The organism is Janthinobacterium sp. GW823-FHT06H09 (assembly GCF_058794735.1).
The window spans coordinates 446,994-471,606 of record NZ_JBXAHC010000001.1 but is presented as its reverse complement, the minus strand read 5'-3'; the positions used below and the strand labels follow the sequence as shown (position 1 = coordinate 471,606).

Sequence of the window (24,613 nt, the reverse complement as noted above, 5' to 3'; positions counted from 1 at the left end):
CGCGGTCGCTGCTGGGCATAATGCTGACCGTGGCGGCGGCCGTGCTGTGCCTGGCCGGCAACGACACGATCGCGCGGTTGGACGCCATGCTGGGCGACTGGCGCATGCGCTTTGATGCGCCGCAGCTCGACCGCCGCATCGTCATCGTCGACATCGACGAGCAAAGCCTGGCCCGCGTGGGCCGTTTTCCCTGGAGCCGCGACGTGCAGGCGCGCCTGGTGCGCCAGCTCACCGGCCATTACGGGGTGGCCGCGCTGGGCTTCGATATCTCGTTTCCCGAAGCGGACACCAGTTCCGGTTACGCCGTGCTGCAAGGGCTGGCGCGCGGCGAACTGGCGGGCGTGGCCGGCTTGCCGGCGCAGCTGGAAAAGCTGCGCCCGGCCATGGACTACGACGGCCTGTTTGCCGAGGCCATGCGCGGCCAGCCCGTGGTGCTCGGCTACAGCGTCTCGGAGCAGCAAAGGAAGGGCGTGCTGCCCAGGCCCGCCTTTACCGTCGCCGATTTCAACGGGCGCACGGTCACGGCCTACGTGTCGCGCGGCTACGAAGCCAATATCGCACCCCTGCAGGCGGCCGCGCAGGGCGCCGGCATCTTCACGGCGCTGACCGATGCCGACGGCGTCGTGCGTTCCTCGACCCTGTTGCAGCGCATCGGCGACGGCTATTATCCTTCGCTGTCGTTGGCCACCGTCGCCGTCTACCTGCAGGCGCGCGCCATCGCCCCCCGTTTCACGGGCACGGCCGATACCCTGTCGGCGCGCGAACTGGCCAATGGCGGCCTCGAACACATCATGCTGTTCACGCCGCGCGGCGCGATGGCGATTCCTGTCGGCGAAGCCTTGACGACCACGGTGCAGTACCGCGGCGCGGGCGGCCCCGATGGCGGCGCCTTCCGCTATGTGTCGGCCGCCGATGTGCTGGCCGGTACGGTGCCGCCCGCGCTGCTGAAGGGCGCCATCGTGCTGGTGGGCACCACGGCGCCCGGTTTGAACGATATCCGCGCCACGCCCGTGAATGCCGAATATCCGGGGGTGGAGGTGCACGCCAACCTGATCAAGTCGATGCTCGACGGGCGTTTCAAGGCGCGGCCCGACTACGCGCTGGCGTTGGAACTGGTGCAGATCGTGCTGTTTGGCCTGCTGCTGGCGGGCGCCCTGGCCGTGCTGCCGCCGGCCGGCGTGATGCTGGCCACCGTGGCCGCGCTGGCCGCCGCCATCGGCATCAACCTGTACCTGTACGCCGTGCACGACCTGGTGCTGGGCGGTGCCGTGCTGTTGCTGCTGATCCTTGCGCTATTCATCGCCAACCTGGCGTGGGGTTATTTTTTCGAGGTGCGCAAGGGACGCGCGCTGGTGGCCCGTTTCGGCGAGTACGTGGCGCCCGAGCTGGTGGCCGAGATGGCCGACGATCCGCGCCGCTACACGATGGAGGGCGAGAACCGCGAACTGACGGTGCTGTTTGCCGACGTGCGCGGTTTCACGGCCATTTCCGAGCAGCTGGCGCCGGCCGCGCTGCGCGAATACATCAACGCATACCTGACGGCCATGTCGGAAGATATCCGCGACAGCCATGGCGGCACCCTGGACAAATACATCGGCGACGCCGTGATGGCGTTCTGGGGCGCGCCCGTCGCCTTTGGCGATCACGCCAGCCGGGCCGTGGCCAGCGCCCTGCTGATGCAGGCCAGCGCGGCGCGGCTGAACCAGCAATTTTGCGCGCGCGGCTGGCCGGCGCTGCGCATCGGCATCGGCATCAATACGGGGCCCATGCATGTGGGCGACATGGGCTCGCGCATCCGCCGCGCCTATACCGTGATGGGCGACAGCGTCAACCTGGCCGCGCGCCTGGAAGGCGCCAGCAAGCTGTATGGCGTGGGCATCGTGGTGGGCGAGGCCACGCGCGCGGCCGCCCCGGATTTCCTGTACCGCGAGCTCGACCGGATCAGGGTGCTGGGCAAGCAGGAAGCGGTGGCCATCTTCGAGCCGCGCTGCCTGCTGGCCGGCGCCGCAGCGGCCGAACTGGCGCAGCTCGAGCGCTGGCACGCCGTGCTGGCCCGGCTGCGCGCGCGCGACTGGGCGCAGGCAGGTGCGCAGCTGGCCCGCTTGCAGGCGGACTTTCCCGGCGATGGCCTGTACCGGCTGTACGCGGCGCGCCTGGAGCAGTACCGTAACGCGCCACCGCCATGGGACTGGGATGGCGTGACAGCATTGCACAGCAAATAGCCCGCCATTCGCCGGAAAAGGCAAGCGATTGCGGCATTTTTCACCATGGCGTGCGCATTGTTTGTTGCATTGCGATAAAAAACAGGGGGAAATGTTAGAAATTTCTGACTGGAAACTAAAAGCCGTCTAAAATTTGTCTTCAATCCATTGCCGGACATGCTGGCGCCTGCGGGCCGCGCGCTTGTCCGGTTACACAAGAAATCCTTCACATGACATATCGTTTGGTGCACCTGCTTGCGGGTTCCGCGCTGCTGTTCGCCGTCGGCGCCGCCGGCGCCGCTGTTTCCATGGATGACGCCGCGCCTGCCACGCAGGGCGACGGCGTGCCGCGCTTCGAGATCCGCCGCTTCGACGTCCAGGGCAATACCCTGCTCACGCCCGCGCAAGTGCAGGCCCTGCTGGCGCCCTACACGGGAGCGCAGCGCGATTTTTCCGACATCGCGCGCGCCGTCGAGGCGCTGGAGGGGGCTTACCGCGAGCGCGGTTACAGCGCCGTGCAGGTGCAACTGCCCGAGCAGGAACTGGAGCGCGGCGTGGTGCGCCTGAGCGTGCTGCAAACGCCGCTGGGCAAGCTTGCCATCGGCGGCAATACGCATGTGGACGAAGCCAACGTGCGGCGCGCCTTGCCGTCTCTTCGCGAAGGCGAGACGCCGAACTTGCCGGCGCTGTCGCAAAGCCTGAGGCTGGCCAATGAAAACCCGGCGCGCAAGATCGAAGTGCGGCTGCAAGCCGATGAACCGGCGGGCGCCATCGACGCCATCGTTACGGTGGCCGACGAAAAGCCCTGGAAAGCCATGCTCAACGTGGACAATACGGGCAACGCGCAAACGGGCAAGACGCACGTGGGCGTGGTGCTGCAGCATGCGAATCTGTTCGGCCTCGATCATGTCGCCAGCCTGCAATACACGAGCAGCCTGGAAAAGCCGGACAAGGTGGGCGTGTATGGCGCCGGCTACCACTTGCCGCTGTATGCGCTGGGCGACTCGATGGATTTTTTTGCCAGCTATTCGAACGTCGATTCGGGCAGCGTCTCGGCCGGCATTTTCGACCTGGCCGTCAGCGGCCAGGGCAGCATGGCCGGCATCCGCTACAACCAGAACTTTGCCCGCAGCGGCGATTTCGAACCCAAGCTCGTGTACGGCATCGACTACAAGGCTTACCGCAACAGCGTGCAGCTGTTCGGCATGGAGCTGGGCGCCGACGTCACCGTGCATCCGCTCAGCGTCAGCTATATCGGCAACTGGACCTTGCCCACGGGCGAGACCAGCGTGGCGGTCACCTTCGCGCACAATATCCCTGGCGGCAAGCACGGCGCGCAAGCCGATTTCGACCGCGTGCGCGCGCACGCCAAGGCGGCCTACAACACGGTGCGCCTGAGCGCCAGTGCGGGACGCGTGCTGGCCGGCGACTGGCAATGGCGCGCGCTCGCCAACGCGCAGATCACGCCCGATGCGCTGGTGCCGGGCGAGCAGTTCGGCGCCGGCGGCGCCGCGTCCGTGCGCGGCTTTGCCGAGCGCGAGGTATCGAACGATTCGGGCGTCAACCTGAACCTGGAGCTGTACACGCCGAACTGGTGCGGCCAGGTGCTCGCTTACCAGTGCCGCGCGCTGGCGTTCTATGACACGGCCTGGCTGCGCCGCAACCATGCGCTGCCCGGCGAAAGCGCGTCGCAAGGCATCAGCAGCGGCGGCCTCGGCCTGCGTTTGCTGCTGAGCCGCTACGCCAATCTGCAACTCGATTACGCCCATGTCGTCAATGGCGGCGACACGGGACAGCGGGGCGCCAACCGCCTGCATTTCCGCCTCGCCTTGGCCTACTAGCATCAGGATGAACACCATGCACAACCACGTCCAGCACGCCTCCGCTTTCATCCTGACGCCCGCCTTTTCATTCCCGCTTGCGCCGCCCCTGCGGCGCACGGCGCTGGCACTGCTGCTGGCCGGCTGTTTCGGCGCCGCGCAGGCCAACCCCGCCTTGCCGCAGGTGGTCAACGGACAGGCCACGTTCAGCCAGCAGGGCAACATCTTTTCGATCACGAACACGCCCAACACCATCATCAACTGGCAGAGTTTTTCCATCCATGCGGGCGAAATCACGCGCTTCATCCAGCAAAGCGGCAATAGCGTCGTACTGAACCGCATTACGGGACAAGACCCCAGCAAGATCCTGGGCGCGCTCGAATCGAACGGCAAGGTCTTCCTGATCAACCCGAACGGCATCGTTTTCGGCCAGGGGGCGAAAGTGGACGTGAACGGGCTGGTCGCCTCCAGCCTGGGCATGACGAATGAGGATTTCCTGGCCGGCAAGCGCCAGTTCACGGCCGGCGGCGTGGCCGGCGGCGTCAGCAATGCGGGCATGATTAACGCGGGCAAGGGCGGGCAAGTGCTGCTGATCGCGCCGAACGTGGAAAACACGGGCATCATCACGGCGCCCAATGGCGAAGTGATCCTGGCGGCCGGGCGCAGCGTGCAGCTGGCCGACCCCGGCAATCCGCAATTGCGCGTACTGGTGTCTGCGCCGGCCGACCAGGCGCTGAACCTGGGCCAGATCATCGCACAGGGCGGCAGCATCGGCATGGCCGGCGCGCTGGTCAGCCAGCGCGGCGTGCTCAACGCCAACAGCGCCGTCGTCGGCGAGAATGGCAGGATCGTGCTCAAGGCCAGCGGCAAGGCGCTGCTCGAAGCGGGCAGCGTCACCAGCGCCGCGGGCGCGGCCGGCACGGGCGGCCAGATTCAAGTGCTGGGCGAGCAAGTGGGTTTGCTGGGCAATGCAAAGGTCGACGCCAGCGGCGCGACGGGCGGCGGCACGGTCTTGCTGGGCGGTGATTACCAGGGCAAGAACGCGGCCGTGCACAATGCGCGGCAAGTACTCGTCGGCAAGGATGCCAGCGTCAATGCCGATGCGATTGTCAGCGGCAACGGCGGCAAGGTCATCGCCTGGGGCAATGAATCGGCCCAGGTGCACGGCAGCATTTCCGCGCGCGGCGGCGCGCAAGGCGGCGACGGCGGCTTCGTGGAAACGTCCGGCCATTACCTGGCCGTCGACGGCATCCGCGTCAATACCAGCGCGGCGCGCGGCAAGCGCGGCAACTGGCTGCTCGATCCGTATGATATCGACGTGGTGCAGGGGCCGGGCGGCAACCTTGCCAATGTCGATCAGTTCAGCGACATGCCGTCGACCGGCAGCACCAGCATCGGCGCCGATACGATCTCCGGCGCCACCAGCGACGTCACCTTGCAAGCCCTGCACCGCATCAATTTCAGCAGTTCGGTGAACATGCTCAATTCCGGCGTCAGCCTGACGGCGCAGGCGGGCGAAACCATCAATGTCTACGCCGCCATCACCACCAACGGCGGCAATGTGACCCTATCGGCGAATGACCCTGCTAGCACCAGCGGCAACTATGGCCCGGGATCGAACGTCAATCTGAACGCGGCCATTACCAGCAACGGCGGCAACATTTCGCTATCGGGCGCCAGCATCGAGGGCGCCGCCACGGTCCATGTCGGCAACGGCAATCTGAGTTTGCGCGCGAATGACGCGCTGGGCGGCATCAATCTGTCGGGCGGCGCCGGCCAGCTTGCTGGCAACGGCATCGCCGGCCAGACGGTGACCCTGCAGGCCGACAATATTACCGTTGCCGGCGGCATCGACGTCGGCGGCACGGCGGGCGGCGCAAATGTCATCATCAAGCCCCTGAGCAGTGCGCGCAGCATCGACCTGGGCACCAAATCGGGTACGGCCCTCAGTTTGAACGCGGTTGAGCTGGCCGGCATCTCGGCCGCGTCGCTGACCATCGGCGACGGCACGAACACGGGCGGCTTGCGGATATCGGATGCGCTTGCCAGGAGCGGCGATCTGCACCTCAATTCCGGTTCCGCCATCACGGCCACGGGCGCCGTAACGGTGGGCGGCAGCTTTGTGCTCGACGGCGGCGCCTGGGTGCAAAACGCGGCGGCCCTGCCAGGATTTAGCGCCAGAAACTTCACCATCGGCAGCGGCGCCAGTTTCCTGCGCGTGGCCGGCGGCGACGGTGCCGCCACACCTTATCTGCTCGCCGATATCTATGGCTTGCAAGGCATCGCCAGCCTCGGTCTGGGCAACAGCTATCGCCTGGCCGGCAATATCGACGCCAGCGGCACGGCGAACTGGAACGATGGCCAGGGCTTTGTGCCGATCGCCGGCAGCGGCAGCGGTTTTTCCGGCGTGTTCGATGGCGGCGGATTTACGCTCAGCAATTTGAAAATCGACCGCAGCCTGGTGCCTGGCCTGGCGGCAGGCCTGTTTGGCACCGTGCAGGGCGGCACCTTGCGCAACCTGACCCTGAGCGGCGGCAGCGTCACCGGCAGGGCGAACGTGGGCGCGCTGGCGGGCGAGGTCGTCAGCGGCACCATATCCGGCGTGAACAGCAGCGTCGCCGTCAGCGGCCAGCGCAATGTCGGCGGCCTGGTGGGCAGCAACGGCGGCGCCATCACGCTGTCGGCCAGCAGCGGCGCCGTCACCGGCGTCAATGCCGACAACGGCGGCGCCATCGGCGGCCTGGCGGGATCGAATGCGTCCGGCGCCAGCATCGCGACTTCGTACGCCACCGGCGTGGTGACGGGCGCGCGCGAGATGATCGGCGGCCTGGTCGGCAACAACCAGGGCGCGCTGAGCCAGTCTTATGCCACCGGCAATGTCAGCGGCGCGCGCAGCATCGGCGGCCTGGTGGGCTTGAACGGCGGCAGCATCGACGATGCATATGCCAGCGGCGCCGTGCGCCGGGCCGTTACCGCCGATCCCATCCTGTCCATGGAAAACATGGGCGGGCTGGTCGGTGAAAGCACGGGCAGCGTCAGCCATGTCTTCAGCAGCGGCGCCGTGAGCGGCGACGGCTACGCGTCCGTGGGCGCGGTGGCCGGCCGCGTGTCCGCCGGTTCCCCGTTCAGCTATGGTTTTTTCAATTATGAAACATCGCTGGTGCAGACCGGTGGCGGCGGCTCCAGCGGCCGCAGCACGGCGCAGATGCGGCAGCAGGGCAGCTTCGGCGACTACAATTTCAGCAGCGTGTGGCGCATTTACGAAGGCTACACGACGCCGATGCTGAAGGCTTTCCTCAAGCCGCTGCAAGTGAACCTCTCGGGCAATGCCACGGGCAAGGTCTACGATGGCCAGCTGGCCGCCTTCCTCGGTTCGATCGCCTATGTGGGATTGATCGACGGCGACACGGGCGTGAATGGCAGCCTCGGCTACGGCAGCAACGCGCGCAACGTGGGCAGCTATGCGGCGACGGGCCTGTGGTCGACCAAGTACGACATCACCATGGGTGGCACGACGACCTTCGCCATCACGCCGCGCACCCTCAATGTGCAATTTAACGGCGTCAACAAGGTCTATGACGGCACGACGGGCGCCGCACTGGGTTTCGGCGATGACCGGGTTGCCGGTGACCGCCTGGACCTGTCGGCCCTGGCCAGCTTCAGCGACAAGAATGCGGGCGCGGGCAAGACGGTATTCGTGACGAACCTGAGCCTGGGCGGCGCCGATGCGGGTAATTACCTGCTGACCTCGACGGGCGGCACGACGCAGGCGACGATTGCGCAAAAACAATTGTCGACCTGGGTAGGCAGCGGCAGCGGCTTGTGGAGCGATGCGGCCAACTGGGACGGCGGCGTGGTGCCGGAAGGCGCGAACGTACTGGCTGTCGACTTTAGCAACAGCAAGGGCATCGTGACCTACAGCGCGGCGGCCGGCAACACCATCCTGAAAAACCTGACGGCGTCCGCGGGCTTACTGCTGACGGGCGGCAGCCTGACCCTCGGTGACAAGGCGCCGGATAGTTCCCTGCTGGCCAGCCTGGAAGTCAACGGCGGCAGCCTGTTGCTGAACGGCAGCCTGTCGGCGGATCGTTACGTGCAAGGCGGCGGCGTGTTGAGCGGCAATGGCAACTTGCTCGTCGCCAACAGCTTTAATCAGACTGCCGGCGCCATCCGGCTGGCGGGCCAGCTGGCCATCACGCAAGTGGCTGGCGACTTGCGCTTCGCCAGCCTGGCGGCCAACGATGTGCAGCTGAGCGCCTTGAACGGCGCCATCGGCCAGGACGGTGCGGTGCTCGCCAGCAGCCTGACCGCGCAGGCGCGCGACGGCATCGTGCTGAGTAATGCGGGCAATCAGGTCAGCAGTTTTAGCGCCAGCAATCGTGCCGGGGGCGGCATTGCGCTGAACAATACCTCGGCGCCAGGCACCCTGGCGCTGGGAACGCTGACCACTGGCGCGGGCAATATCGCCATCGACAATACGGGCGGCGTCACGGCTGGCAATATCGATGCCAATGGCGGCAACGTCAGCGTGACGGCGCACAGCCCCGTTGCCGTCAACGGCAGGATCGCGGGCAATGACATCGCGCTCAATGCCGGCACGGACGTACTGCTGGGCGATGGCGCGCAACTGGTAGCGGCGCGCGACATCAGCCTGGCGGCGGGACGCGACATCAGTATCAAGGGCAACTCCCGCGTAGCCAGCGGCGGCAATTTTACCGCCAGCGCAGAAGGCAATGTGCTGTTTGCGGACACGGCAAGTTTCACTTTGCCGGCCGCTGCCAGCATGAGCGTGCTGGCGAAAACGGGCAGCATCACGGGCACGCAGGGCGTGCGCATCAATCGCCAGCGCACCAGCGTCGGCTTGCAGGCGCCGAATGGCACGGTAAGCATGGCGGACGCCATTTTCCTGCCCGTCACGACCGTCGAACAGCCCGTGATCATCAACTTCATCATCAATAACACATTGAACGTCATCAAGCAGGCCGACTATGCCAACGTCCCGCTCGTTTCCAAACTGCCGGCCAAGCCTGCTGACAAGGTACCGGACGACAAGGATGTTACCGCCTCCGCAGGTGACTCAACAGGACTTACAAAAAATGAATCTGTTAAAAAAATGTACTGCAATTAAGGCTTTCTTGTGGCTGGCCTTGATGTGCGTGGGCGCGCATGCCTGGGCCGGCCAGGTGGCCGGTACCGTCATGCAATTGAGTGGTCCGCTGATGGCGAAGAAGGCCGATGGCAAGGTGAAGATCCTGGCCATCAAGTCGGAAGTCGAGCAGGGCGACACCTTGCTGACGGAAAAGGAGACCTATGCCTTGATCAAGCTGATCGACAATAGCGAAATCACCTTGAAACCGAATACCAGTTTTGTGATCGAGCAATTCAGCTATACGGCCGAGCAGCCCGATGGCGACCATGCCGTCTTCAGCCTGCTCAAGGGGGGCTTGCGTTCCGTTACGGGCTTGCTGGGCAAGCGCAACAAGGAGCGCTTCGAGATGAAGACGCCAGCCGCCACCATCGGCATTCGCGGCACGACGTTCATTGCCACCGTCGTCCCGCCTGCGACGCCGTCGTTGCCGGGACCGGGACCGGTCCGCGTAAGCCAGCCGCTGGCGCCGGGTCTGTATGTGCAGGTGCTCGATGGCCTGATTCATGTGAGCAATCCTGCCGGGTCGCAAGTTTTTTCTGCCGGGCAATTTGGTTTTACGCCCAACTTCAGGCAGCCGCCGGTGGTGGTGCCCGTCAATCCCGGCATCAAGTTCATGCCGCCGTCTGCGTTCAATTCCAGCATCGGCCAGACCGCCAGCAATGGCACGCCGGGCAAGTCGAACATTATCGACTGCGAAGTACGCTGATTTTCGCTTGACCTTCCCATCATGGGATAGCAGATCCTGTACATATCAGTTAATCTTTCGTACAGGATCTGCCATGAATCAGAGTGCACTCGCTCCCGCCGCTTCCCCTCCCGTTACTGCGCACGCGCAGGCGCTGGCCATCGAAGGCATGAGCTGCGCCTCGTGCGTGGGCCGCGTGGAAAAAGCCCTGGCCGCCGTGCCGGGCGTGACCCAGGCCAGCGTCAACCTTGCCACCGAAGTGGCCAAAATCAGTTCCGACACGCCGATTCCCCTGGCCGCTTTGCAGGCCGCCGTGGAAAAGGCCGGCTACACGGTGGCGCAGCGCGAGATCGACCTGAGCATCGCCGGCATGACGTGCGCCTCGTGCGTGGGCCGGGTGGAAAAAGCCCTGCTGAAAGTGCCCGGCGTGCTGGCCGCCAGCGTCAACTTGGCCACGGAAAGCGCGCGCGTCAAGGTGACGGGCGACGCCGATGCGGGCATCCTGATCGCCGCCATCGACCAGGCCGGCTACGAGGCCAAGGCTCCTGCCGCCAGCCAGGCCAGCGCGCCCGCAGTGGCCCCCAACCGCGACGGCATGAAAGTGGCGTTCGCGGCCGTTCTGGCCTTGCCATTGATGCTGCCCATGCTGCTCGAGTGGGCCGGCATCCATTTGATGCTGCCCGGCTGGCTGCAATTCGCGCTGGCCACGCCCGTGCAGTTTTACTTTGGTGCGCGTTTCTACAAGGCGGGCTGGAAGGCGGCCCGCGCCGGCAGCGGCAATATGGATTTGCTGGTGGCGCTGGGCACGAGCGCCGCGTATGGCTTGTCCGTCTATCAATGGCTGACGGCGGGCGAGATGCTGCCGCACCTGTACTTTGAAGCGTCGGCCGTCGTCATCACGCTGGTGTTGCTGGGCAAATGGCTGGAAAGCCGCGCCAAGCGCCAGACGGCTTCGGCCATCCGCGCGCTGCAAGTCTTGCGCCCGGAATCGGCCCGCGTGCGCCGCGACGGCGTCGAGCTCGATTTGCCCGTGGAACAGGTGAAAGTGGGCGACCTGGTGGTTATCCGCCCCGGTGAACGGGTGGCCGTCGATGGCGTGGTGGTGGAAGGCGCCAGCCAGGTCAACGAGTCGCTGATCACGGGCGAAAGCTTGCCGGTCGATAAGCATCCGGGCGACAAGGTGACGGGCGGCGCCATCAATGCCGATGGTTTGTTGCTGGTACGTACCCAGGCCGTGGGCGGCGAGACGACCTTGTCGCGCATCATCCGCCTGGTGGAAGACGCGCAGGCCGCCAAGGCGCCGATCCAGCACCTGGTCGACAAGGTCAGCGCCATCTTCGTGCCCGTGGTGCTGCTGCTGGCGCTGCTGACCATGCTGGGCTGGTGGTTCGCTACCGGCGAGCTGGAAAACGCCATCATCAATGCAGTGGCCGTGCTGGTCATCGCCTGCCCATGCGCGCTGGGCCTGGCCACGCCGACGGCCATCATGGCCGGCACGGGCGTGGCTGCCCGTTACGGCATCCTGATCAAGGATGCGGAAGCGCTGGAAGTGGCGCACGCCGTCAATACCGTCGTGTTCGACAAGACGGGCACCTTGACTATCGGCAAGCCCGCCCTGGCGGCCCTGCATGCGCACGGCATCGACGAGGCCCGGCTGTTGCAGCTGGCGGCCAGCATCCAGCGCGGCAGCGAACACAGCCTGGCTACTGCCGTGCTGGATGCGGCGGCCGCGCGCCACATCGAACCCTTGCCGGCCACGGCTCTGGCGGCCTTGCCGGGCCGTGGCCTGGCGGCGCATGTCGACGGCCTGGACCTGAAACTGGGCAGCACGCGCCTGATGCAGGAGTTAAACGTGGACATGGCGCCGCTGGCGGCACAGGCCTTGTCGCTGGAAAACACGGGCAATACGATTTCCTGGCTGGCTTCGGGATCGGAACTGCTGGGCCTGTTCGCCTTCAGCGACCAGGTCAAGCCGAATGCGCAGGCGGCCATTGCCCATTTGCACAGCCTGGGCATCCGCACGGTGATGTTGACCGGGGACAACCAGGGCAGCGCCGACGCCGTCGGCAAGCTGCTGGGCATCGACACGGTGGCGGCGAAAATGCTGCCGGCCGATAAAACCGCTAAAATTGTTGCGCTGAAAGGCGAAGGCGCGAAGGTGGCCATGGTGGGCGACGGCATCAACGATGCGCCCGCGCTGGCCGCTGCCGACGTGGGCATCGCCATGTCGACGGGTACGGACGTGGCCATGCATGCGGCCGGCATCACGCTGATGCGCGGCGATCCGGCCCTGGTGGCGGACGCCATCGATATCTCGCGCCGCACCTACAGCAAGATACGGCAGAATCTGTTCTGGGCCTTCATTTACAACCTGATCGGCATTCCGCTGGCCGCCTTCGGCTTGCTCAACCCCATGGTGGCGGGCGCGGCGATGGCCTTCAGTTCCGTCAGCGTGATCAGCAATGCCCTGTTGCTGCGCCGCTGGAAAGCCCGCAGTCATTCAGGTCGCGCGCATACCAAGGAGTCATAGGATGAATATCGGCCAGGCAGCCAGTGAAACGGGCGTATCGGCAAAAATGATACGCTACTACGAGAGTATTTCATTGTTAAAACCCAGCGCGCGCAGCGACGCCGGTTACCGCATCTACACGCCGAACGACTTGCACGCCTTGCGCTTCATCAAGCGCGGGCGGGGGCTGGGTTTTTCGCTGGAGCAGATCCGCGAGCTGCTGTCGCTGTGGCAAAACGACCAGCGCGCCAGCGCGGACGTGAAAGGCATCGCCCTGGCCCACGTCGCCGAGCTCGACAAGCGCATCGCCGAACTGACGGAAATGCGCGACACGCTGGCCCACCTGGCGCAGTCGTGCCATGGCGATGACAAGCCCGATTGCCCCATCCTGCAAAGCCTGGGGCTGGCCAGCGACACGGAAGCGAAGGCTTGCTGCCATTGAGTTAAATCAACGGAGGTGCGTATGGCGTATGAACTGTATTACTGGCCCACGATACAGGGACGCGGCGAATTCATCCGCCTGGCCCTGGAAGAGGCGGGCGCCGACTACCGCGACATCGCCCGTTTGCCTGAACGCAAGGGGCAAGGCATTCCCGCCATGCTGGCCTGCCTCGATGGCGGTGCTACGCCACAGGCCGCCTACGCGCCGCCCGTGCTGCGCGACGGCGACATGCTGATCGGCCAGACGACGAATATCCTCTTGTATCTGGGCCGCCGCCTGGCCCTGGCGCCGCGCGCGGAAAGCGGCCGTTTATGGCTGAACCAGCTGCAACTGACCATGGCCGACTGGCTGACGGAAGTACACGACACGCATCACCCGCTGTCGATGAATCAATATTATGAGGAACAGAAACAGGCGGCCATGCTGCGCAGCGCGGATTTCCGCGAAACGCGCTTGCCGAAATTCCTCGATTATTTCACCCAGGTCCTGCTGAATAATCGCAGCCGGGGCCAGTATCTGGTGGGCGCAAAGTTCACGTATGGCGACCTGTCGCTGTTCCAGATGCTGGCTGGCTTGCGTTATGCGTTTCCGCAAGCCATGGCGCGCCTGGCGCCCGAATATCCGTTCCTGTCCGAGCTGCACGATATGGTGGCGGCGCGGCCGAACATCGCCCGCTACCTGAAGTCGAAGCGCAGAATTGCGTTCAATGAGGAAGGTATCTTCCGCCACTACCCCGAGCTGGACGGATAAAAAAACAGCCGGCGCAAAGGCCGGCTGTCGTAATGCTGCTGTGGCTGTTACTGCGCGCTGGTAACGGGGTAGCCCGCCTCCACGATGGCGGCGCTGATGGCGCCCAGTTCGGCGGGTGATTCCACCGTGACGCGCTTGCTGGCCAGGTCGATCTGCACCTGGGCTTGCGGATCGATCGCCTGCACCGCTTTCGTGACCGAGCCGACGCAATGGCCGCAGCTCATGTTTTCAACTTGTAACTGATACATGGCAAGCACTCCTTGAATGATTAGGTGAATCCACTGTAAGCCTTGCCCCGGTGGGAAGGTCAAGGGGAAGCTGGCGTGCGCATCAATTCAGCAGGAAATCGTCCGCTTGCATGGGCGGCGGCACGTTCTCGTCCTGCACGGATTCGCGCAAGCTGATTTCGATGGCGCGGCACATGGCCGACAGCGGCAGGTCGTTGGCGTCTTCGCCGAACGGCTCCTCGATCTCGTCGCCCAAGGCATCGAGGCCAAAGAAAGTGTAGGCGACGATGGCGACGACGAAGGGCGTCATGAAACCGAGCGAGTCGACGAGGCCGAACGGCAGCAGGAAGCAGTACAGATAGGCTGTGCGGTGCAGCAACAGCGAATACGAAAACGGAATCGGCGTGCTGCGGATGCGTTCGCACGAAGCGCCCGCCGCTACCATGGCCGAGACCGTGTTATCGATCTGTGCGGTGAGGATGCTGTCGATGCGGCCTTGCCGGACGCAGTCGGCCAGGTCGTGGCCCATCTGCAGCATCAGGTAGTCCGATGGATTCGATGCCTGGCAAGCCGCTTCCCATTCGGCTGGACGCAGCAGCGGCTGCAAGTCGGCCGGTCCGCGCGTGTCGCGCAGCTGGTGGCGCAGGGCGTGGCAAAAGGCGATGGTGCGGTAAATCATGCGCACGCGCACGTCATCGAGGCCCAACCTCGCGTGGGCCGGCGTGTTGCCGCGTATCATGGTCTGGCACTGGCGCGAGAAATTACGGCTGCGCAAGACCAGTTCGCCCCACAGCTTGCGCGCTTCCCAGTAGCGGTCATAGGCGGCCGTGTTGCGAAAGCCCAGGAAGATGGCCAGCGGCAAGCCGATCAGCGTAAACGGGATGGTGGTCAAGATCACCTTGTGGTCGAACAAGGTGCCGTGGCACCAGGTGACGAGGGTGGCGATCAGGGTATTGACGATGAGCGTGGTGCGGATGCGCGGCAGGACGGAGCCGCGCACCACGAGGAACAGCCTTAGCGCCGAAGGGCGCTCGCGCACGATCATGCTGCGCTCCTTGCTGGGGGCTGGGCTGGCGGGGAAGGGCGGGCCCGGTAATCGGTAAAAGAGGAAAGATGCAGTGGCAATGGCCGGGAACAAAAAGCCCGCGATGTATGCGGGCTGAGCAGGGTGTGCATGGGAAGCAGTGTAGGGGAGACGGTTTAAGTATAGGCCGCCGATCCGTTTCCAGCCAATTCACAGTGATAATGGGTATTATTCATTTCATGAATGAATATTTCATTTGTAAGTTATTGTGTGAATTTAGCTATCCGATTCCTGTCGCTGCCTGATCTTCTTGCGGTGTTCTTCCTGCTGCCGTTTCAGTGCGGCACTGGCCGTATAGCCGTTGCGGAACCACGCCGGGTTCTTGCCGCGGCCCGGCCGGGAGCAATCAGCCAGGCTGGCCACGTCGGCGCAGTCGCAAGCGCAGTCCAGCAGAGGCACGTCGCAGTCGCAAAATCCCGCCTGCGCCTGGCGGCGTGCACTGCGCCGCGTCTGCGGATGCAGCGCCAGGTATCGGCGATGGCGTTCGCCGCAGGCGCGCAGACGCCGTTGCAGCAGCGCCAATCCCGGGCGCAAGCCGTGACGCGCGATGACCTTGTAGCCATAGGCGGAGCAGCTGTCGCGCCCCGTCAGCACGCGGTAGGCGCAGCGAAATCCTTTCCAGGGAGATAGATGGCGCTGGTAGGCGCGGATCGCCCACAGGACCAGGTGCTTGCCGCAGGTGTCGAAGGTGAAAATATTGCTTCCTTTGCCGTTTGCCTTGCGGCACTGACTCGAGCATACGACAGGTCTGCAAAAAAGAATAGCGGCAAGCCCGCATGCATGGGACACGTGGCAAAGAGAGATAGGCCGGTGCTTGCCGTGCTCGCCATGCCGCCTGCGGCCATTCGCCGCTATGTTCGCGTGCGTACTGTCGCTCGGCGCGTCCGCCAGCATACTGCCCGGCTACCCCACGCAGTCCCGGGGTGCCAAGACCAAGGAAACCAGATGAGCTATCAGACCACGAATCCCTACAGCGAACAGATCGAGCAGACCTTCACACCGCATAACGATGCGCAAATGGACAATATACTGGCCCAGGCAGCCACTGCTTTCGAGAGCGACTGGCGCCAGCGCAGCTTTGCCGAGCGCAAGGCAGTCGTCAAGAAAGCGGCCATGCTGCTGAAGGAACAAGGCGATGCCTTCGCCAAGCTGATCACCGTGGAAATGGGCAAGCTGTTCAAGGAAGCGCAGCAGGAAGTGTCGCTGTGCGTGAAAATCCTCGACTACTACGCGGATAATGCTGAGCAATTTCTCGCTCCCAAACAACTAGACGTCAAGCGCGGCGAGGCCAGCGTGGAAATCGCGCCGCTGGGCGTGATCTTCTGCGTCGAGCCGTGGAATTTCCCGTATTACCAGCTGGCCAGGGTCGCGGGTCCGAATTTGATGGCGGGCAATACCCTGGTAGTGAAACACGCGTCCAACGTGCCCCAGTGCGCACTGGCCTTTGAAAAACTGTTCCTTGACGCGGGCGCGCCGGCAGGCGCCTACAGCAACGCATTCTTGTCCAGCGAGCAAGTGGCCACCGCCATTGCCGACCCGCGCGTGCAGGGCGTGGCGCTGACGGGCAGCGAGCGTGCCGGCGCCTCCGTGGCGGCCACGGCCGGCAAGGCCCTGAAGAAAACCACGATGGAACTGGGCGGCAGCGACGCCTTCATCGTCCTGGACGACGCCGACATGGACCTGGCCGTCAAGCTGGCCGTCATCGGCCGCATCCAGAATGCGGGCCAGGTGTGCGACGGCTCGAAACGCTTTATCCTGCTCGACAGCATTGCCGATACCTTTGTCGAGCGCTTCCAGGCCGAACTGGCCACGCTGCAGCCAGGCGACCCGATGGATCCCGCCACGACCCTGGCGCCGCTGTCGAGCAAATCGGCGCTGGAGCTGGCCGTCAAGCAAGTTGGCCAGGCCGTGGAAGGCGGCGCGAAAGTGCTGCTGGGCGGCAAGCGCATCGAGCGTGCCGGCTACTTCATGGCGCCGACCATTCTCACCGAAGTCACGTCTGGCAATCCCGTCTACTACCAGGAATTCTTTGCCCCCGTCGCCATGATTTTCCGCGTCAAGGATGACGCCGCGGCGATCGCCCTGGCCAACGATTCGCCCTTCGGCCTCGGTGGCACCATCATCACGGCAGACGTCGCGCGCGGCAAACGCCTGGCCAGCCGCATCGACACGGGCATGGTATTCATCAACTCGCCCGCCGTCACGGCGCCTGAACTGCCATTTGGCGGCGTGAAACATTCGGGTTACGGCCGCGAATTGTCCGACCTGGGCATCATGGAATTCGTCAACCGCAAGCTGGTGCTGGTCGGCTGACCGGGCGACCTTGGGGGCGTTTCCTTACGCCCCCAGCGCCTGCCAGCCATAGCAGCCGAACGCCGCTGCCCACGCCAGCAAGATCGCCAGCCCCGGCAGCAACAGCCATTTTGCTGCCGTCTCTTCCCACGTCACATACGGCTTGCCGCCGCGCGCGATGGACAGCAGCGCCTGGCCCCCATTCAGACCGGCAAACGGCAGCAGATTAAAGGCGCACAGTTTCAGCGAGAACAGGGCGAACACCAGTGCAAAACCATGCGTGCGGGCAAATGTTTCCCCTTCACCCAGCAATTCCTGCGCCCTCGACAACGGCGCCAGCGCGCCAGCGACGATGTGCCCGAAGGCGGCGATAAAGCGCTCCCAGCCCGAGGCTCCCATGATGCCCAGTGACAAGGCCAGCAGCACGGCCACGCCGCTCAATGGCAGCAGGACCTGCTTCCACAGCGACTGGAAGTTGTAGGCGTCAAGGCAGGGATCGTCGTCATACAAAGTTTCCTCACGCGTATCTTTCAGCACCAGATTGCCGGCCAGCGGCAGCAGCTTGACGCGCACTTTGCCCCAGGTCAGCAGGGTGGGACCGACGCCGTAGCTGATGCTGCGCACCGTGATGCCGAACAGCCTGGCGCAGGCCGCCATGACGGAAATGTGGAGGAGCATGAAAACGATGAAGCAGAGCAGCAACTGCAGGGCGGGAGGCATCGGCAAGGTGTCCAGAAAGAAAGGAGCGGTATTAGAACATGCCGCAGGAAATAGTCGCGCACATGAAAAAAGCCCCGCCTGCATCGCTGCAGCCGGGGCTTCGAATGACTGAGGCAGCTTGCGCCGCCCGCTATAACTTACAGCACTTCGCTGGCGTGGTCGGCCAGGCGCGAACGCTCGCCGCGGGCCAGGGTGACGTGGCCGCTGTGGGTCCAGCCCTTGAAGCGGTCGACCACGTAGGTCAGGCCGCTCGAGCCTTCCGTCAGGTACGGCGTGTCGATCTGGGCGATGTTGCCCAGGCACAGGATCTTCGTGCCGGGACCGGCGCGCGTGACCAGGGTCTTGACCTGTTTTGGCGTCAAGTTTTGCGCTTCATCGATGATGAGGAACTTGTTGACGAAGGTGCGGCCGCGCATGAAGTTGAGCGACTTGATCTTGATGCGCGAGCGGATCAGGTCTTGCGTTGCCGCACGGCCCCATTCGCCGCCATCGGAGTCGGACTTGTTCAGCACTTCCAGGTTGTCGTCGAAGGCGCCCATCCATGGCGACATCTTTTCTTCTTCCGTGCCGGGCAGGAAACCGATGTCTTCGCCGACGGGCACCGTCACGCGGGTAACGATGATTTCATTGTAGAGCTTGGTTTCCAGCACTTGCGCCAGGCCGGCGGCCAGGGCCAGCAGGGTCTTGCCGGTACCGGCCTGACCCAGCAGGGTGACGAAATCGCATTCCGGATTCATCAGCAGGTTCAGCGCGAAGTTCTGCTCGCGGTTGCGCGCCGTCACGCCCCACACATTGTTCTTCGTGTGGCTGAAGTCGCGCAGGGTTTGCAGCACTGCCGTCTTGCCGTTGATCTGCTTCACCTGACCGTAGAACGGCGTTTCGCCGTTTTTCGGTTCCAGGTAGATGAACTGGTTGACCAGCAGCGATGGAATGAACGGGCCCGTCACGCGGTAGAAGGTGGAGCTGTAGCCGTTCTTGCTTTCCTGCCACGATTCCATGTCCTTGCCGTGCTTGTTCCAGAAGTCGTCCGGCAATTGCACGATGCCCGAGTACAGCAAGTCCGTGTCTTCCAGCACATGGTCGTTGAAGTAATCTTCGGCCGGCAAGCCCAGGGCGCGCGCCTTGATGCGCATGTTGATGTCTTTCGACACCAGCACGACGGGGCGGCCTTCCTGTTCCGACTCGAGCGAACGCACGACGGCCAGGATCTGGTTGTCGGCCTTGCCCACTGGTAAGCCTGCCGGCAGGTCGGCGCTTTGCAAACGTGTCTGGAAGAACAGACGGCCCTTGGCGTCCTTGTTGCCCAGCTTGGACAGCAGGATGCCGTGTTCGATGGCATCGTCATCCGTGTTGCTGATCAGGGCATCGAGCGTGCGCGACACCTGGCGCGCATTGCGGGCCACTTCCGTCATGCCCTTTTTGTGGTTGTCCAGCTCTTCCAGGGTCATCATCGGCAGGTACACATCGTGTTCCTCGAAGCGGAACAGCGACGATGGATCGTGCATCAGCACGTTCGTGTCGAGCACGAACAGCTTGCTGATGCCGCGCTGATCGGCGGCGCGGCTGGCGGACGACTTGAGCTGCACTTCCACAGGCTTGTGCTTGGCCGGATGCGGCTGCTCTGCCTGCTTGACGGGCTTGATCGGCGTGACCTTGCCTTTGGCCGCCGGCTTGGCTTTCGCTGCAGGCGCGGCAACGGCGGCAGGCGCGGCCGCAACCGGCGCCGGGGCTGGCACTGGCTTGGCGACCATCAGGGCCGCCACTTGCTTGATCTTCGTGGCCGCATTGCGGACCGGTTTGGCAACTTCGGCGATCGCCGCTTCAATGATCGGTGCAGCCACTTTCTTGGCTGCCGGGGTTTTGGTGGCCGGGCGCGCTGCGCCTGCGGTTGGGTAATCTTGGGTGGCCAGGATGGTGGCTGGCTTGCTCGGTAATTTTGGCAGTGGCATCAGGATCTCAATCAAAAAATTTCTGGAATGAATCGCCCATGGGCAGCCAGCTTCTGGCGGCACTTCTCATGGGGTGGATGCGGGGGAACAACAATGCTACAGGACGAATAACTGCCGGGAGGCCGGCAGCATGGCCGGTCATGGACGCCATCGGCGGGCTGCAGGCCCGTCTGGCGGAGTGGATGGAGGCGCTTCGTTGACTCAAAATGGCGATAGGTACCGTGAACTGAACTGCGGTTGAACCAGGCTTGCTGGAAGCCGACAACGCGCATTGGATCAAAATGAACGATCAATTCAGATGCGCTACGAATTCCAGCACTTCTTCCACGTGAGTTGCGACCTTCACGCCTCTCCATTCTTTCACCAATCGGCCCTGGGCGTCAATCACAAACGTACTGCGCTCGACGCCGCGTACGGTCTTGCCGTACATCTGTTTCATCTTCATGACGTTAAACAGCAGGCAAACGGCTTCGTCCGGGTCGGAAATGAGCTCGAACGGCAGCTCCAGCTTGGCTTTGAAGCTTTCGTGCGAGCGCAGGGAATCGCGGCTGATGCCGTAGATTTCCACGCCGGCGGCGACAAATTGCGGATACGCGTCACGGAAGGCGATGTTTTCAGTGGTGCAGCCAGGGGTGTTGTCCTTCGGATAGAAAAACAGTACCGTGGCCTTGGCCGGGCGGCCCAGCAACTGAAAGGTCTTGCCGCTGGTCATGGCGGCACTAAAGTCGGGTATGCTAACGAGGGATTGGCTATCAGCCACAGGTTCTCTCCTGAACGGTGATCATCAGCGCTGGTTTTTAATCTGGCAACGCATCCAGGTGCAACAATACAGCATTCAGGCCGCTTTGCCCTGCACAATCAGGCGTCCCGAACGCCCGGGCAACTCATCCCAGGTGATGGGGCAAATTGGCAAGTCCGCATCTTTTATCTTTTCATAATAATCGCCCATCGCCGCAAACTGGTAGCCCTGGGCTTTCCAGCCAGTCAGCAGTTGTTCGAAAATGGGGGCGAGTTTCTGTCCTTCAAGTTCCGCATGCAAGGTATACACATGATCGCGCGGGTTGTCCGCCGTCAGTGACAGGATATGCGCGGCAACATTGCCGGTGGTGATCAGCTTGCCGTCGATTTCGCAGCCCAGCAGTTCGTCCAGGGTGGGCAGGGTGGTGGGCAATTGCACGCAGCGCAGGATGGTGTTGCCATTGCGCACGCGGTGCGGGCCATTGCCCGGATGCACCATTGCGCCGCGCGCGTCGAGCATGGCGCGGCCATCGGAGGCAAAGCGGTAGCCGGCCGTGTCGTGCTCGACAAAGGCGCTGACATTCATTTGCCAGCCGGCCGCGCCGTGCGTGTGCGGCTTGCTGCCGAACACCTGTTCGTAGCGGTTGGCGGCCTTGCGCATCATGGTAATGGTCCAGGCGGCGTTGCGCTTGGCCACATTGTCTTGCCACAGGGTGTGATCCCAGGTGTGGATGCCGCACTCGAAACCGGCATCGCGCACGGCGCGCAATTGCGCCGCGCACTGCTTGCCGATATCGGGTCCCGGCAGTAAGGTGCCGTACATCAATGTTTTCAAGCCGTAGTGCTCGACCACCGACGTGCGCGACACCTTGCTGAAAAAGCCGGGTCGCAAGGCGCGCCGCAGGGCCCAGCCCGTGTGGTCGGGGCCCAGCGAGAACAGAAAGGTGGCCTTGGCCTGGTGCGCGGCCAGCATGCGCACCAGATTGCCCATGCCTTCACGGGTGCCGCGATAGGTATCGACGTCGATTTTCAGGGTCAGGAACGGCTTGCTCAACATTAATCCATCAGGGCTTTGGCTTGGGCTACCTGGCTGCGGTAGGCGTCGAAAATATTGCGCAGGGAATCGGCCATGGTGGTGGTCGGCGCCCAGCCCAGCTCTTCGCAGGTATTCGTGATTTTCGGCACGCGGTTCTGCACGTCCTGGTAGCCGGCGCCGTAGTAGGCACCCGAAGTCGTTTCCACGATGTTCACGTGTTTCGCGCCTTCGGCGTATTCCGGGTACTCGGCGGCCAGGGTCAGCATCATGCCGGCCAGGTCGCGGATCGAATAGTTATTGGTCGGATTGCCAATGTTGTAGATCTTGCCGCTGGCGATGCCGTTCTTGTTGGCGATGATGCGGATCAGCGCATCGATGCCGTCGTCGATATAGGTGAACGCGCGTTTCTGCGCGCCGCCGTCGACCAGCGAGATGTTTTCGCCGCGCACGATGTGGCCGAAGAATTGCGTCACCACGCGCGAGGAACCTTCTTTTGGCGTGTGGATCGAGTCCAGGCCCGCGCCGATCCAGTTGAATGGACGGAACAGGGTGAAGTTCAAGCCTTCCATGCCGTAGCCCCAGATCACGCGGTCCATCAGCTGCTTGGCGTTCGAATAGATCCAGCGCGGCTTGTTGATTGGGCCGCAGATCAGTTCCGAGTTTTCCGGATCGAATTCCTCGTCATGGCACATGCCATACACTTCCGAGGTCGACGGGAAGACCAGGTGCTTGCCGTACTTGGCGGCCGAGCGCACGATAGGCAGGTTGGCTTCGAAGTCCAGTTCGAAGACGCGCAGCGGCTGCTTGACGTAGGTCGACGGCGTGGCGATGGCCACCAGCGGCAGGATCACGTCGCATTTCTTGACGTGGTACTCGACCCATTCCTTGTTGATCGTGATGTCGCCTTCGAAGAAGTGCATGCGCGACTTGTAGTTGTCATCTTCCAGCAATTCCGTGATGCGGTCCGTGTTCATGTCCATGCCGTAGACATGCCAGTCGGTGGTTTCCAGGATGCGCTTGGACAGGTGGTGGCCGATGAAACCGTTGACGCCTAAGATGAGGACTTTTTTCATATGAGATTCTCTTGAGTGATATCAGTGTGTGCTGACGCGGGCGGTCAGACTTGCTTGCAATTGCTGAGCCGAAATCGGCTCCCCGGCAGCCCTCAGCGCGGAAATGGCCAGCATGCGGCCGTCTCCGCAGACGCCAAAGATGCAATTATCCACTACCGCCAAGCCTGGTGGCAAACTTCCTGCTGAATGCTTGCTTAAACGGGCTTTTTCGATGGTGTAAATAACATTGTTGACTTCGGTGAACGCGCCGGGATAGGGGGGCGCGACGGCCCGGTGCAGGTTGTACACCTGCTGCGCGGGTAACTTCCAGTCGATGCGGCCGTCTTCCGGCGTGCGGCCGCCAAAGTAGCCGCCCTGGCGCAGATCGTTGAGCTGGCGCGGCGCCGTGCCGTCCAGCAAGGCTGGCAGCACGTTCCACAAGGTTTGCTCCGCCGCCACCGTGACCTTGCCGAACACTTCGAACGCCGTGTCGTCGGGCAGGATGGGCACGGCCGTTTGCGCGACGATGGCGCCGGCGTCGGGCTTGACCGTCATTTCATGCAGGGTGGCGCCCGTTTGCGGGGCGCCATGCAGCACGGCCCAGTTGACGGGCGCGCGGCCGCGGAACTGCGGCAGCAGCGAGCCGTGCATATTGTAGGCGGGCGCGACTTCCAGGATGCTGGCCGGCAGCATGTGGCGGTAGTAAAAGCTGAACAGCATGTCCGGCCTGGCCGCCTGCACCTGCGCCAGCAGCTCGGGCGCGCGCGCGTCCGCAGGCGTGATGTACGGGATGCCTTCGGCCTGGCACAGGCTGGCGACGGATTCGAACCACAGGTTTTCCGTGGGGCTGTCTTCGTGCGTGACGACGAGGGCGATATCGACGCCGCCGGCCAGCAGCACCTTGATGCAGCGCACGCCCACATTGTGGTAGCCGAAGACGACGGCGCGCGGGGCGCCCATCAGCGGCTCACCTGGCGCTTTTCCAGGCGCACGTACGATGGCGCCTCGGCTTCCGCCTGGACCATACCATCCTGCAAGATGGTTTGCACCACGTAGCGGGGACGGGCGCGCACTTGCTGGAAGATGCGTCCCACGTATTCGCCCACCAGGCCGATGCCGAACAGGATCACGCCCATGAAGAAGAAGGCGATGGCGAACAGGGTGAACACGCCTTCGGCCTCCGCGCCCAGCAGGAAGCGGCGTACCAGCAGGAAGATCACCAGCAGCGCCGAGCCCAGCGACATCGCCATGCCCAGCATGGAAAAGATTTGCAGGGGAATCAGCGAAAAGCCCGTGACGAGGTCGAAATTGAGGCGGATCAGGCTGTACAGCGAATATTTCGACTCGCCGGCGGCCCGTTCCTCGTGCTCGACGGTGATTTCCGTGGGCTTGCGGGCAAACGTGTAGGCGAGGGCGGGCACGAAGGTGTTCACTTCGGCGCACTGGTTGACCAGGTCGATCACATTGCGGCCATACGCGCGCAGCATGTTGCCCTGGTCCGTGATCTTGATGTTGGTGATGCGTTCGCGCAGGCGGTTCATCATCTTCGATGCCAGGGTGCGCCAGGCGGAATCTTGGCGCTTGCGCCGGATCGAGCCCACGTAATCGTAGCCTTCGCGCATCTTCGCCACCAGGTTGCCGATTTCTTCGGGCGGGTTCTGCAGGTCGGCGTCGAGCGTGACCATGATCTGCCCGCGCGAGGCTTCGAAGCCGGCCAGGATGGCCATGTGCTGGCCATAATTGCCGTTGAATAAGATCACGCGCGTGACGTCGGGGCGCTGGCGGAACTGTTCCGCCAGGATGGCCACCGAGTTGTCGCGGCTGCCATCATTGATGAAGATGATCTCGTAGCTCGTCTGCAAGGCATCGAGGGCCGGATACAGGCGGGCGAACAGGCTGGCCAGGCCATCCTGCTCGTTGTAGATCGGAATGATTACGGACAGTTCAGGTTTCATCGGC

At 63.7% G+C, this 24,613-nt stretch carries 18 protein-coding genes; 8 read left to right on the top strand and 10 right to left on the bottom strand.

The features are described 5' to 3' along the window. Positions 1 to 20: 20 nt before the first annotated feature. The 7 genes from AC1Q6X_RS02230 to AC1Q6X_RS02200 all read left to right on the top strand — a co-directional run bounded on the left by AC1Q6X_RS02230 (position 21) and on the right by AC1Q6X_RS02200 (position 13,556). Entirely contained in the window at positions 21 to 2,222 is a 2,202-nt protein-coding gene (locus tag AC1Q6X_RS02230; protein ID WP_492494885.1) for a CHASE2 domain-containing protein, read from the top strand. Between the two features lie 209 nt (positions 2,223 to 2,431). Then, a complete protein-coding gene (locus AC1Q6X_RS02225; RefSeq protein ID WP_121670167.1) occupies positions 2,432 to 4,042 on the top strand; it encodes a ShlB/FhaC/HecB family hemolysin secretion/activation protein in 1,611 nt (536 codons plus the stop codon). Positions 4,043 to 4,058: 16 nt separating this feature from the next. Beyond that, the gene (locus AC1Q6X_RS02220) at positions 4,059 to 9,149 is read left to right on the top strand and encodes a beta strand repeat-containing protein (protein ID WP_492494804.1); all 5,091 of its coding nucleotides are present in this window, start codon (positions 4,059 to 4,061) and stop codon (positions 9,147 to 9,149) included. Between the two features lie 22 nt (positions 9,150 to 9,171). Continuing rightward, positions 9,172 to 9,876 carry a FecR family protein gene (locus AC1Q6X_RS02215; protein ID WP_492494883.1) on the top strand — a complete coding sequence of 235 codons (705 nt, stop codon included), beginning with the start codon at positions 9,172 to 9,174 and terminating at the stop codon, positions 9,874 to 9,876. A 73-nt stretch (positions 9,877 to 9,949) separates the two neighbouring features. Next, positions 9,950 to 12,385, top strand: coding sequence for a heavy metal translocating P-type ATPase (locus tag AC1Q6X_RS02210; RefSeq protein ID WP_492494802.1), 2,436 nt, complete (start codon positions 9,950 to 9,952; stop codon positions 12,383 to 12,385). Between the two features lies 1 nt (position 12,386). Then, the gene (gene cueR, locus AC1Q6X_RS02205) at positions 12,387 to 12,806 is read left to right on the top strand and encodes a Cu(I)-responsive transcriptional regulator (RefSeq protein WP_070219126.1); all 420 of its coding nucleotides are present in this window, start codon (positions 12,387 to 12,389) and stop codon (positions 12,804 to 12,806) included. Positions 12,807 to 12,827: 21 nt separating this feature from the next. After that, positions 12,828 to 13,556, top strand: a complete 729-nt coding sequence (locus AC1Q6X_RS02200) for a glutathione S-transferase (protein WP_492494800.1) — start codon at positions 12,828 to 12,830, stop codon at positions 13,554 to 13,556. A gap of 47 nt (positions 13,557 to 13,603) precedes the next feature. On the opposite strand, the gene AC1Q6X_RS02195 is transcribed toward AC1Q6X_RS02200, so the two are convergent. The 3 genes from AC1Q6X_RS02195 to yidD form a co-directional block, all read right to left on the bottom strand. Further along, positions 13,604 to 13,804 (bottom strand): heavy-metal-associated domain-containing protein, encoded by a 201-nt coding sequence (locus AC1Q6X_RS02195; RefSeq protein ID WP_070219128.1) that lies wholly within the window; start codon positions 13,802 to 13,804, stop codon positions 13,604 to 13,606. Between the two features lie 82 nt (positions 13,805 to 13,886). Next, positions 13,887 to 14,828, bottom strand: coding sequence for a bestrophin family protein (locus tag AC1Q6X_RS02190; RefSeq protein WP_230505761.1), 942 nt, complete (start codon positions 14,826 to 14,828; stop codon positions 13,887 to 13,889). A gap of 255 nt (positions 14,829 to 15,083) precedes the next feature. Continuing rightward, positions 15,084 to 15,761 (bottom strand): membrane protein insertion efficiency factor YidD, encoded by a 678-nt coding sequence (gene yidD / locus AC1Q6X_RS02185; RefSeq protein ID WP_492494797.1) that lies wholly within the window; start codon positions 15,759 to 15,761, stop codon positions 15,084 to 15,086. 51 nt (positions 15,762 to 15,812) lie between these two features. Here yidD and AC1Q6X_RS02180 point away from each other — a divergent pair, with 51 nt between their 5' ends. Beyond that, positions 15,813 to 17,180, top strand: a complete 1,368-nt coding sequence (locus AC1Q6X_RS02180; protein ID WP_492494795.1) for an NAD-dependent succinate-semialdehyde dehydrogenase — start codon at positions 15,813 to 15,815, stop codon at positions 17,178 to 17,180. A 24-nt stretch (positions 17,181 to 17,204) separates the two neighbouring features. Here the strand turns inward: AC1Q6X_RS02180 and AC1Q6X_RS02175 are convergent, their stop codons facing one another. The 7 genes from AC1Q6X_RS02175 to AC1Q6X_RS02145 all read right to left on the bottom strand — a co-directional run bounded on the left by AC1Q6X_RS02175 (position 17,205) and on the right by AC1Q6X_RS02145 (position 24,609). Beyond that, positions 17,205 to 17,879 carry a site-2 protease family protein gene (locus AC1Q6X_RS02175; protein ID WP_492494793.1) on the bottom strand — a complete coding sequence of 225 codons (675 nt, stop codon included), beginning with the start codon at positions 17,877 to 17,879 and terminating at the stop codon, positions 17,205 to 17,207. A 137-nt stretch (positions 17,880 to 18,016) separates the two neighbouring features. Further along, positions 18,017 to 19,828 (bottom strand): PhoH family protein, encoded by a 1,812-nt coding sequence (locus tag AC1Q6X_RS02170; protein ID WP_070219133.1) that lies wholly within the window; start codon positions 19,826 to 19,828, stop codon positions 18,017 to 18,019. Positions 19,829 to 20,117: 289 nt separating this feature from the next. Next, the gene (locus tag AC1Q6X_RS02165) at positions 20,118 to 20,588 is read right to left on the bottom strand and encodes a peroxiredoxin (RefSeq protein ID WP_034750445.1); all 471 of its coding nucleotides are present in this window, start codon (positions 20,586 to 20,588) and stop codon (positions 20,118 to 20,120) included. Positions 20,589 to 20,663: 75 nt separating this feature from the next. Further along, on the bottom strand, positions 20,664 to 21,623 hold the full coding sequence (locus tag AC1Q6X_RS02160) for a polysaccharide deacetylase family protein (RefSeq protein WP_070219135.1): 960 nt from the start codon (positions 21,621 to 21,623) through the stop codon (positions 20,664 to 20,666). Next, positions 21,623 to 22,675: a bifunctional UDP-4-keto-pentose/UDP-xylose synthase gene (locus AC1Q6X_RS02155; protein WP_070219136.1), complete on the bottom strand. Its 1,053-nt coding sequence runs from the start codon at positions 22,673 to 22,675 to the stop codon at positions 21,623 to 21,625. Before AC1Q6X_RS02155 ends, AC1Q6X_RS02160 begins: the two co-directional genes overlap by 1 nt. Positions 22,676 to 22,696: 21 nt before the next feature. Then, a complete protein-coding gene (locus AC1Q6X_RS02150; protein WP_070219137.1) occupies positions 22,697 to 23,614 on the bottom strand; it encodes a formyltransferase in 918 nt (305 codons plus the stop codon). Beyond that, a complete protein-coding gene (locus AC1Q6X_RS02145; protein WP_099410120.1) occupies positions 23,614 to 24,609 on the bottom strand; it encodes a glycosyltransferase in 996 nt (331 codons plus the stop codon). The genes AC1Q6X_RS02150 and AC1Q6X_RS02145 overlap by 1 nt, the downstream gene beginning before the upstream one ends. Positions 24,610 to 24,613 lie beyond the last annotated feature (4 nt).

What these genes read in the sequence shown, in the direction of transcription:
- AC1Q6X_RS02230 (WP_492494885.1), top strand. Translation starts at nt 21, where the DNA reads ATGCTGACCGTGGCGGCGGCCGTGCTGTGCCTGGCCGGCAACGACACG.
- AC1Q6X_RS02225 (WP_121670167.1), top strand. Translation starts at nt 2,432, where the DNA reads ATGACATATCGTTTGGTGCACCTGCTTGCGGGTTCCGCGCTGCTGTTC.
- AC1Q6X_RS02220 (WP_492494804.1), top strand. Translation starts at nt 4,059, where the DNA reads ATGCACAACCACGTCCAGCACGCCTCCGCTTTCATCCTGACGCCCGCC.
- AC1Q6X_RS02215 (WP_492494883.1), top strand. Translation starts at nt 9,172, where the DNA reads ATGTGCGTGGGCGCGCATGCCTGGGCCGGCCAGGTGGCCGGTACCGTC.
- AC1Q6X_RS02210 (WP_492494802.1), top strand. Translation starts at nt 9,950, where the DNA reads ATGAATCAGAGTGCACTCGCTCCCGCCGCTTCCCCTCCCGTTACTGCG.
- cueR (WP_070219126.1), top strand. Translation starts at nt 12,387, where the DNA reads ATGAATATCGGCCAGGCAGCCAGTGAAACGGGCGTATCGGCAAAAATG.
- AC1Q6X_RS02200 (WP_492494800.1), top strand. Translation starts at nt 12,828, where the DNA reads ATGGCGTATGAACTGTATTACTGGCCCACGATACAGGGACGCGGCGAA.
- AC1Q6X_RS02195 (WP_070219128.1), bottom strand. Translation starts at nt 13,804, where the DNA reads ATGTATCAGTTACAAGTTGAAAACATGAGCTGCGGCCATTGCGTCGGC.
- AC1Q6X_RS02190 (WP_230505761.1), bottom strand. Translation starts at nt 14,828, where the DNA reads ATGATCGTGCGCGAGCGCCCTTCGGCGCTAAGGCTGTTCCTCGTGGTG.
- yidD (WP_492494797.1), bottom strand. Translation starts at nt 15,761, where the DNA reads ATGCTGGCGGACGCGCCGAGCGACAGTACGCACGCGAACATAGCGGCG.
- AC1Q6X_RS02180 (WP_492494795.1), top strand. Translation starts at nt 15,813, where the DNA reads ATGAGCTATCAGACCACGAATCCCTACAGCGAACAGATCGAGCAGACC.
- AC1Q6X_RS02175 (WP_492494793.1), bottom strand. Translation starts at nt 17,879, where the DNA reads ATGCCTCCCGCCCTGCAGTTGCTGCTCTGCTTCATCGTTTTCATGCTC.
- AC1Q6X_RS02170 (WP_070219133.1), bottom strand. Translation starts at nt 19,828, where the DNA reads ATGCCACTGCCAAAATTACCGAGCAAGCCAGCCACCATCCTGGCCACC.
- AC1Q6X_RS02160 (WP_070219135.1), bottom strand. Translation starts at nt 21,623, where the DNA reads ATGTTGAGCAAGCCGTTCCTGACCCTGAAAATCGACGTCGATACCTAT.
- AC1Q6X_RS02155 (WP_070219136.1), bottom strand. Translation starts at nt 22,675, where the DNA reads ATGAAAAAAGTCCTCATCTTAGGCGTCAACGGTTTCATCGGCCACCAC.
- AC1Q6X_RS02150 (WP_070219137.1), bottom strand. Translation starts at nt 23,614, where the DNA reads ATGGGCGCCCCGCGCGCCGTCGTCTTCGGCTACCACAATGTGGGCGTG.
- AC1Q6X_RS02145 (WP_099410120.1), bottom strand. Translation starts at nt 24,609, where the DNA reads ATGAAACCTGAACTGTCCGTAATCATTCCGATCTACAACGAGCAGGAT.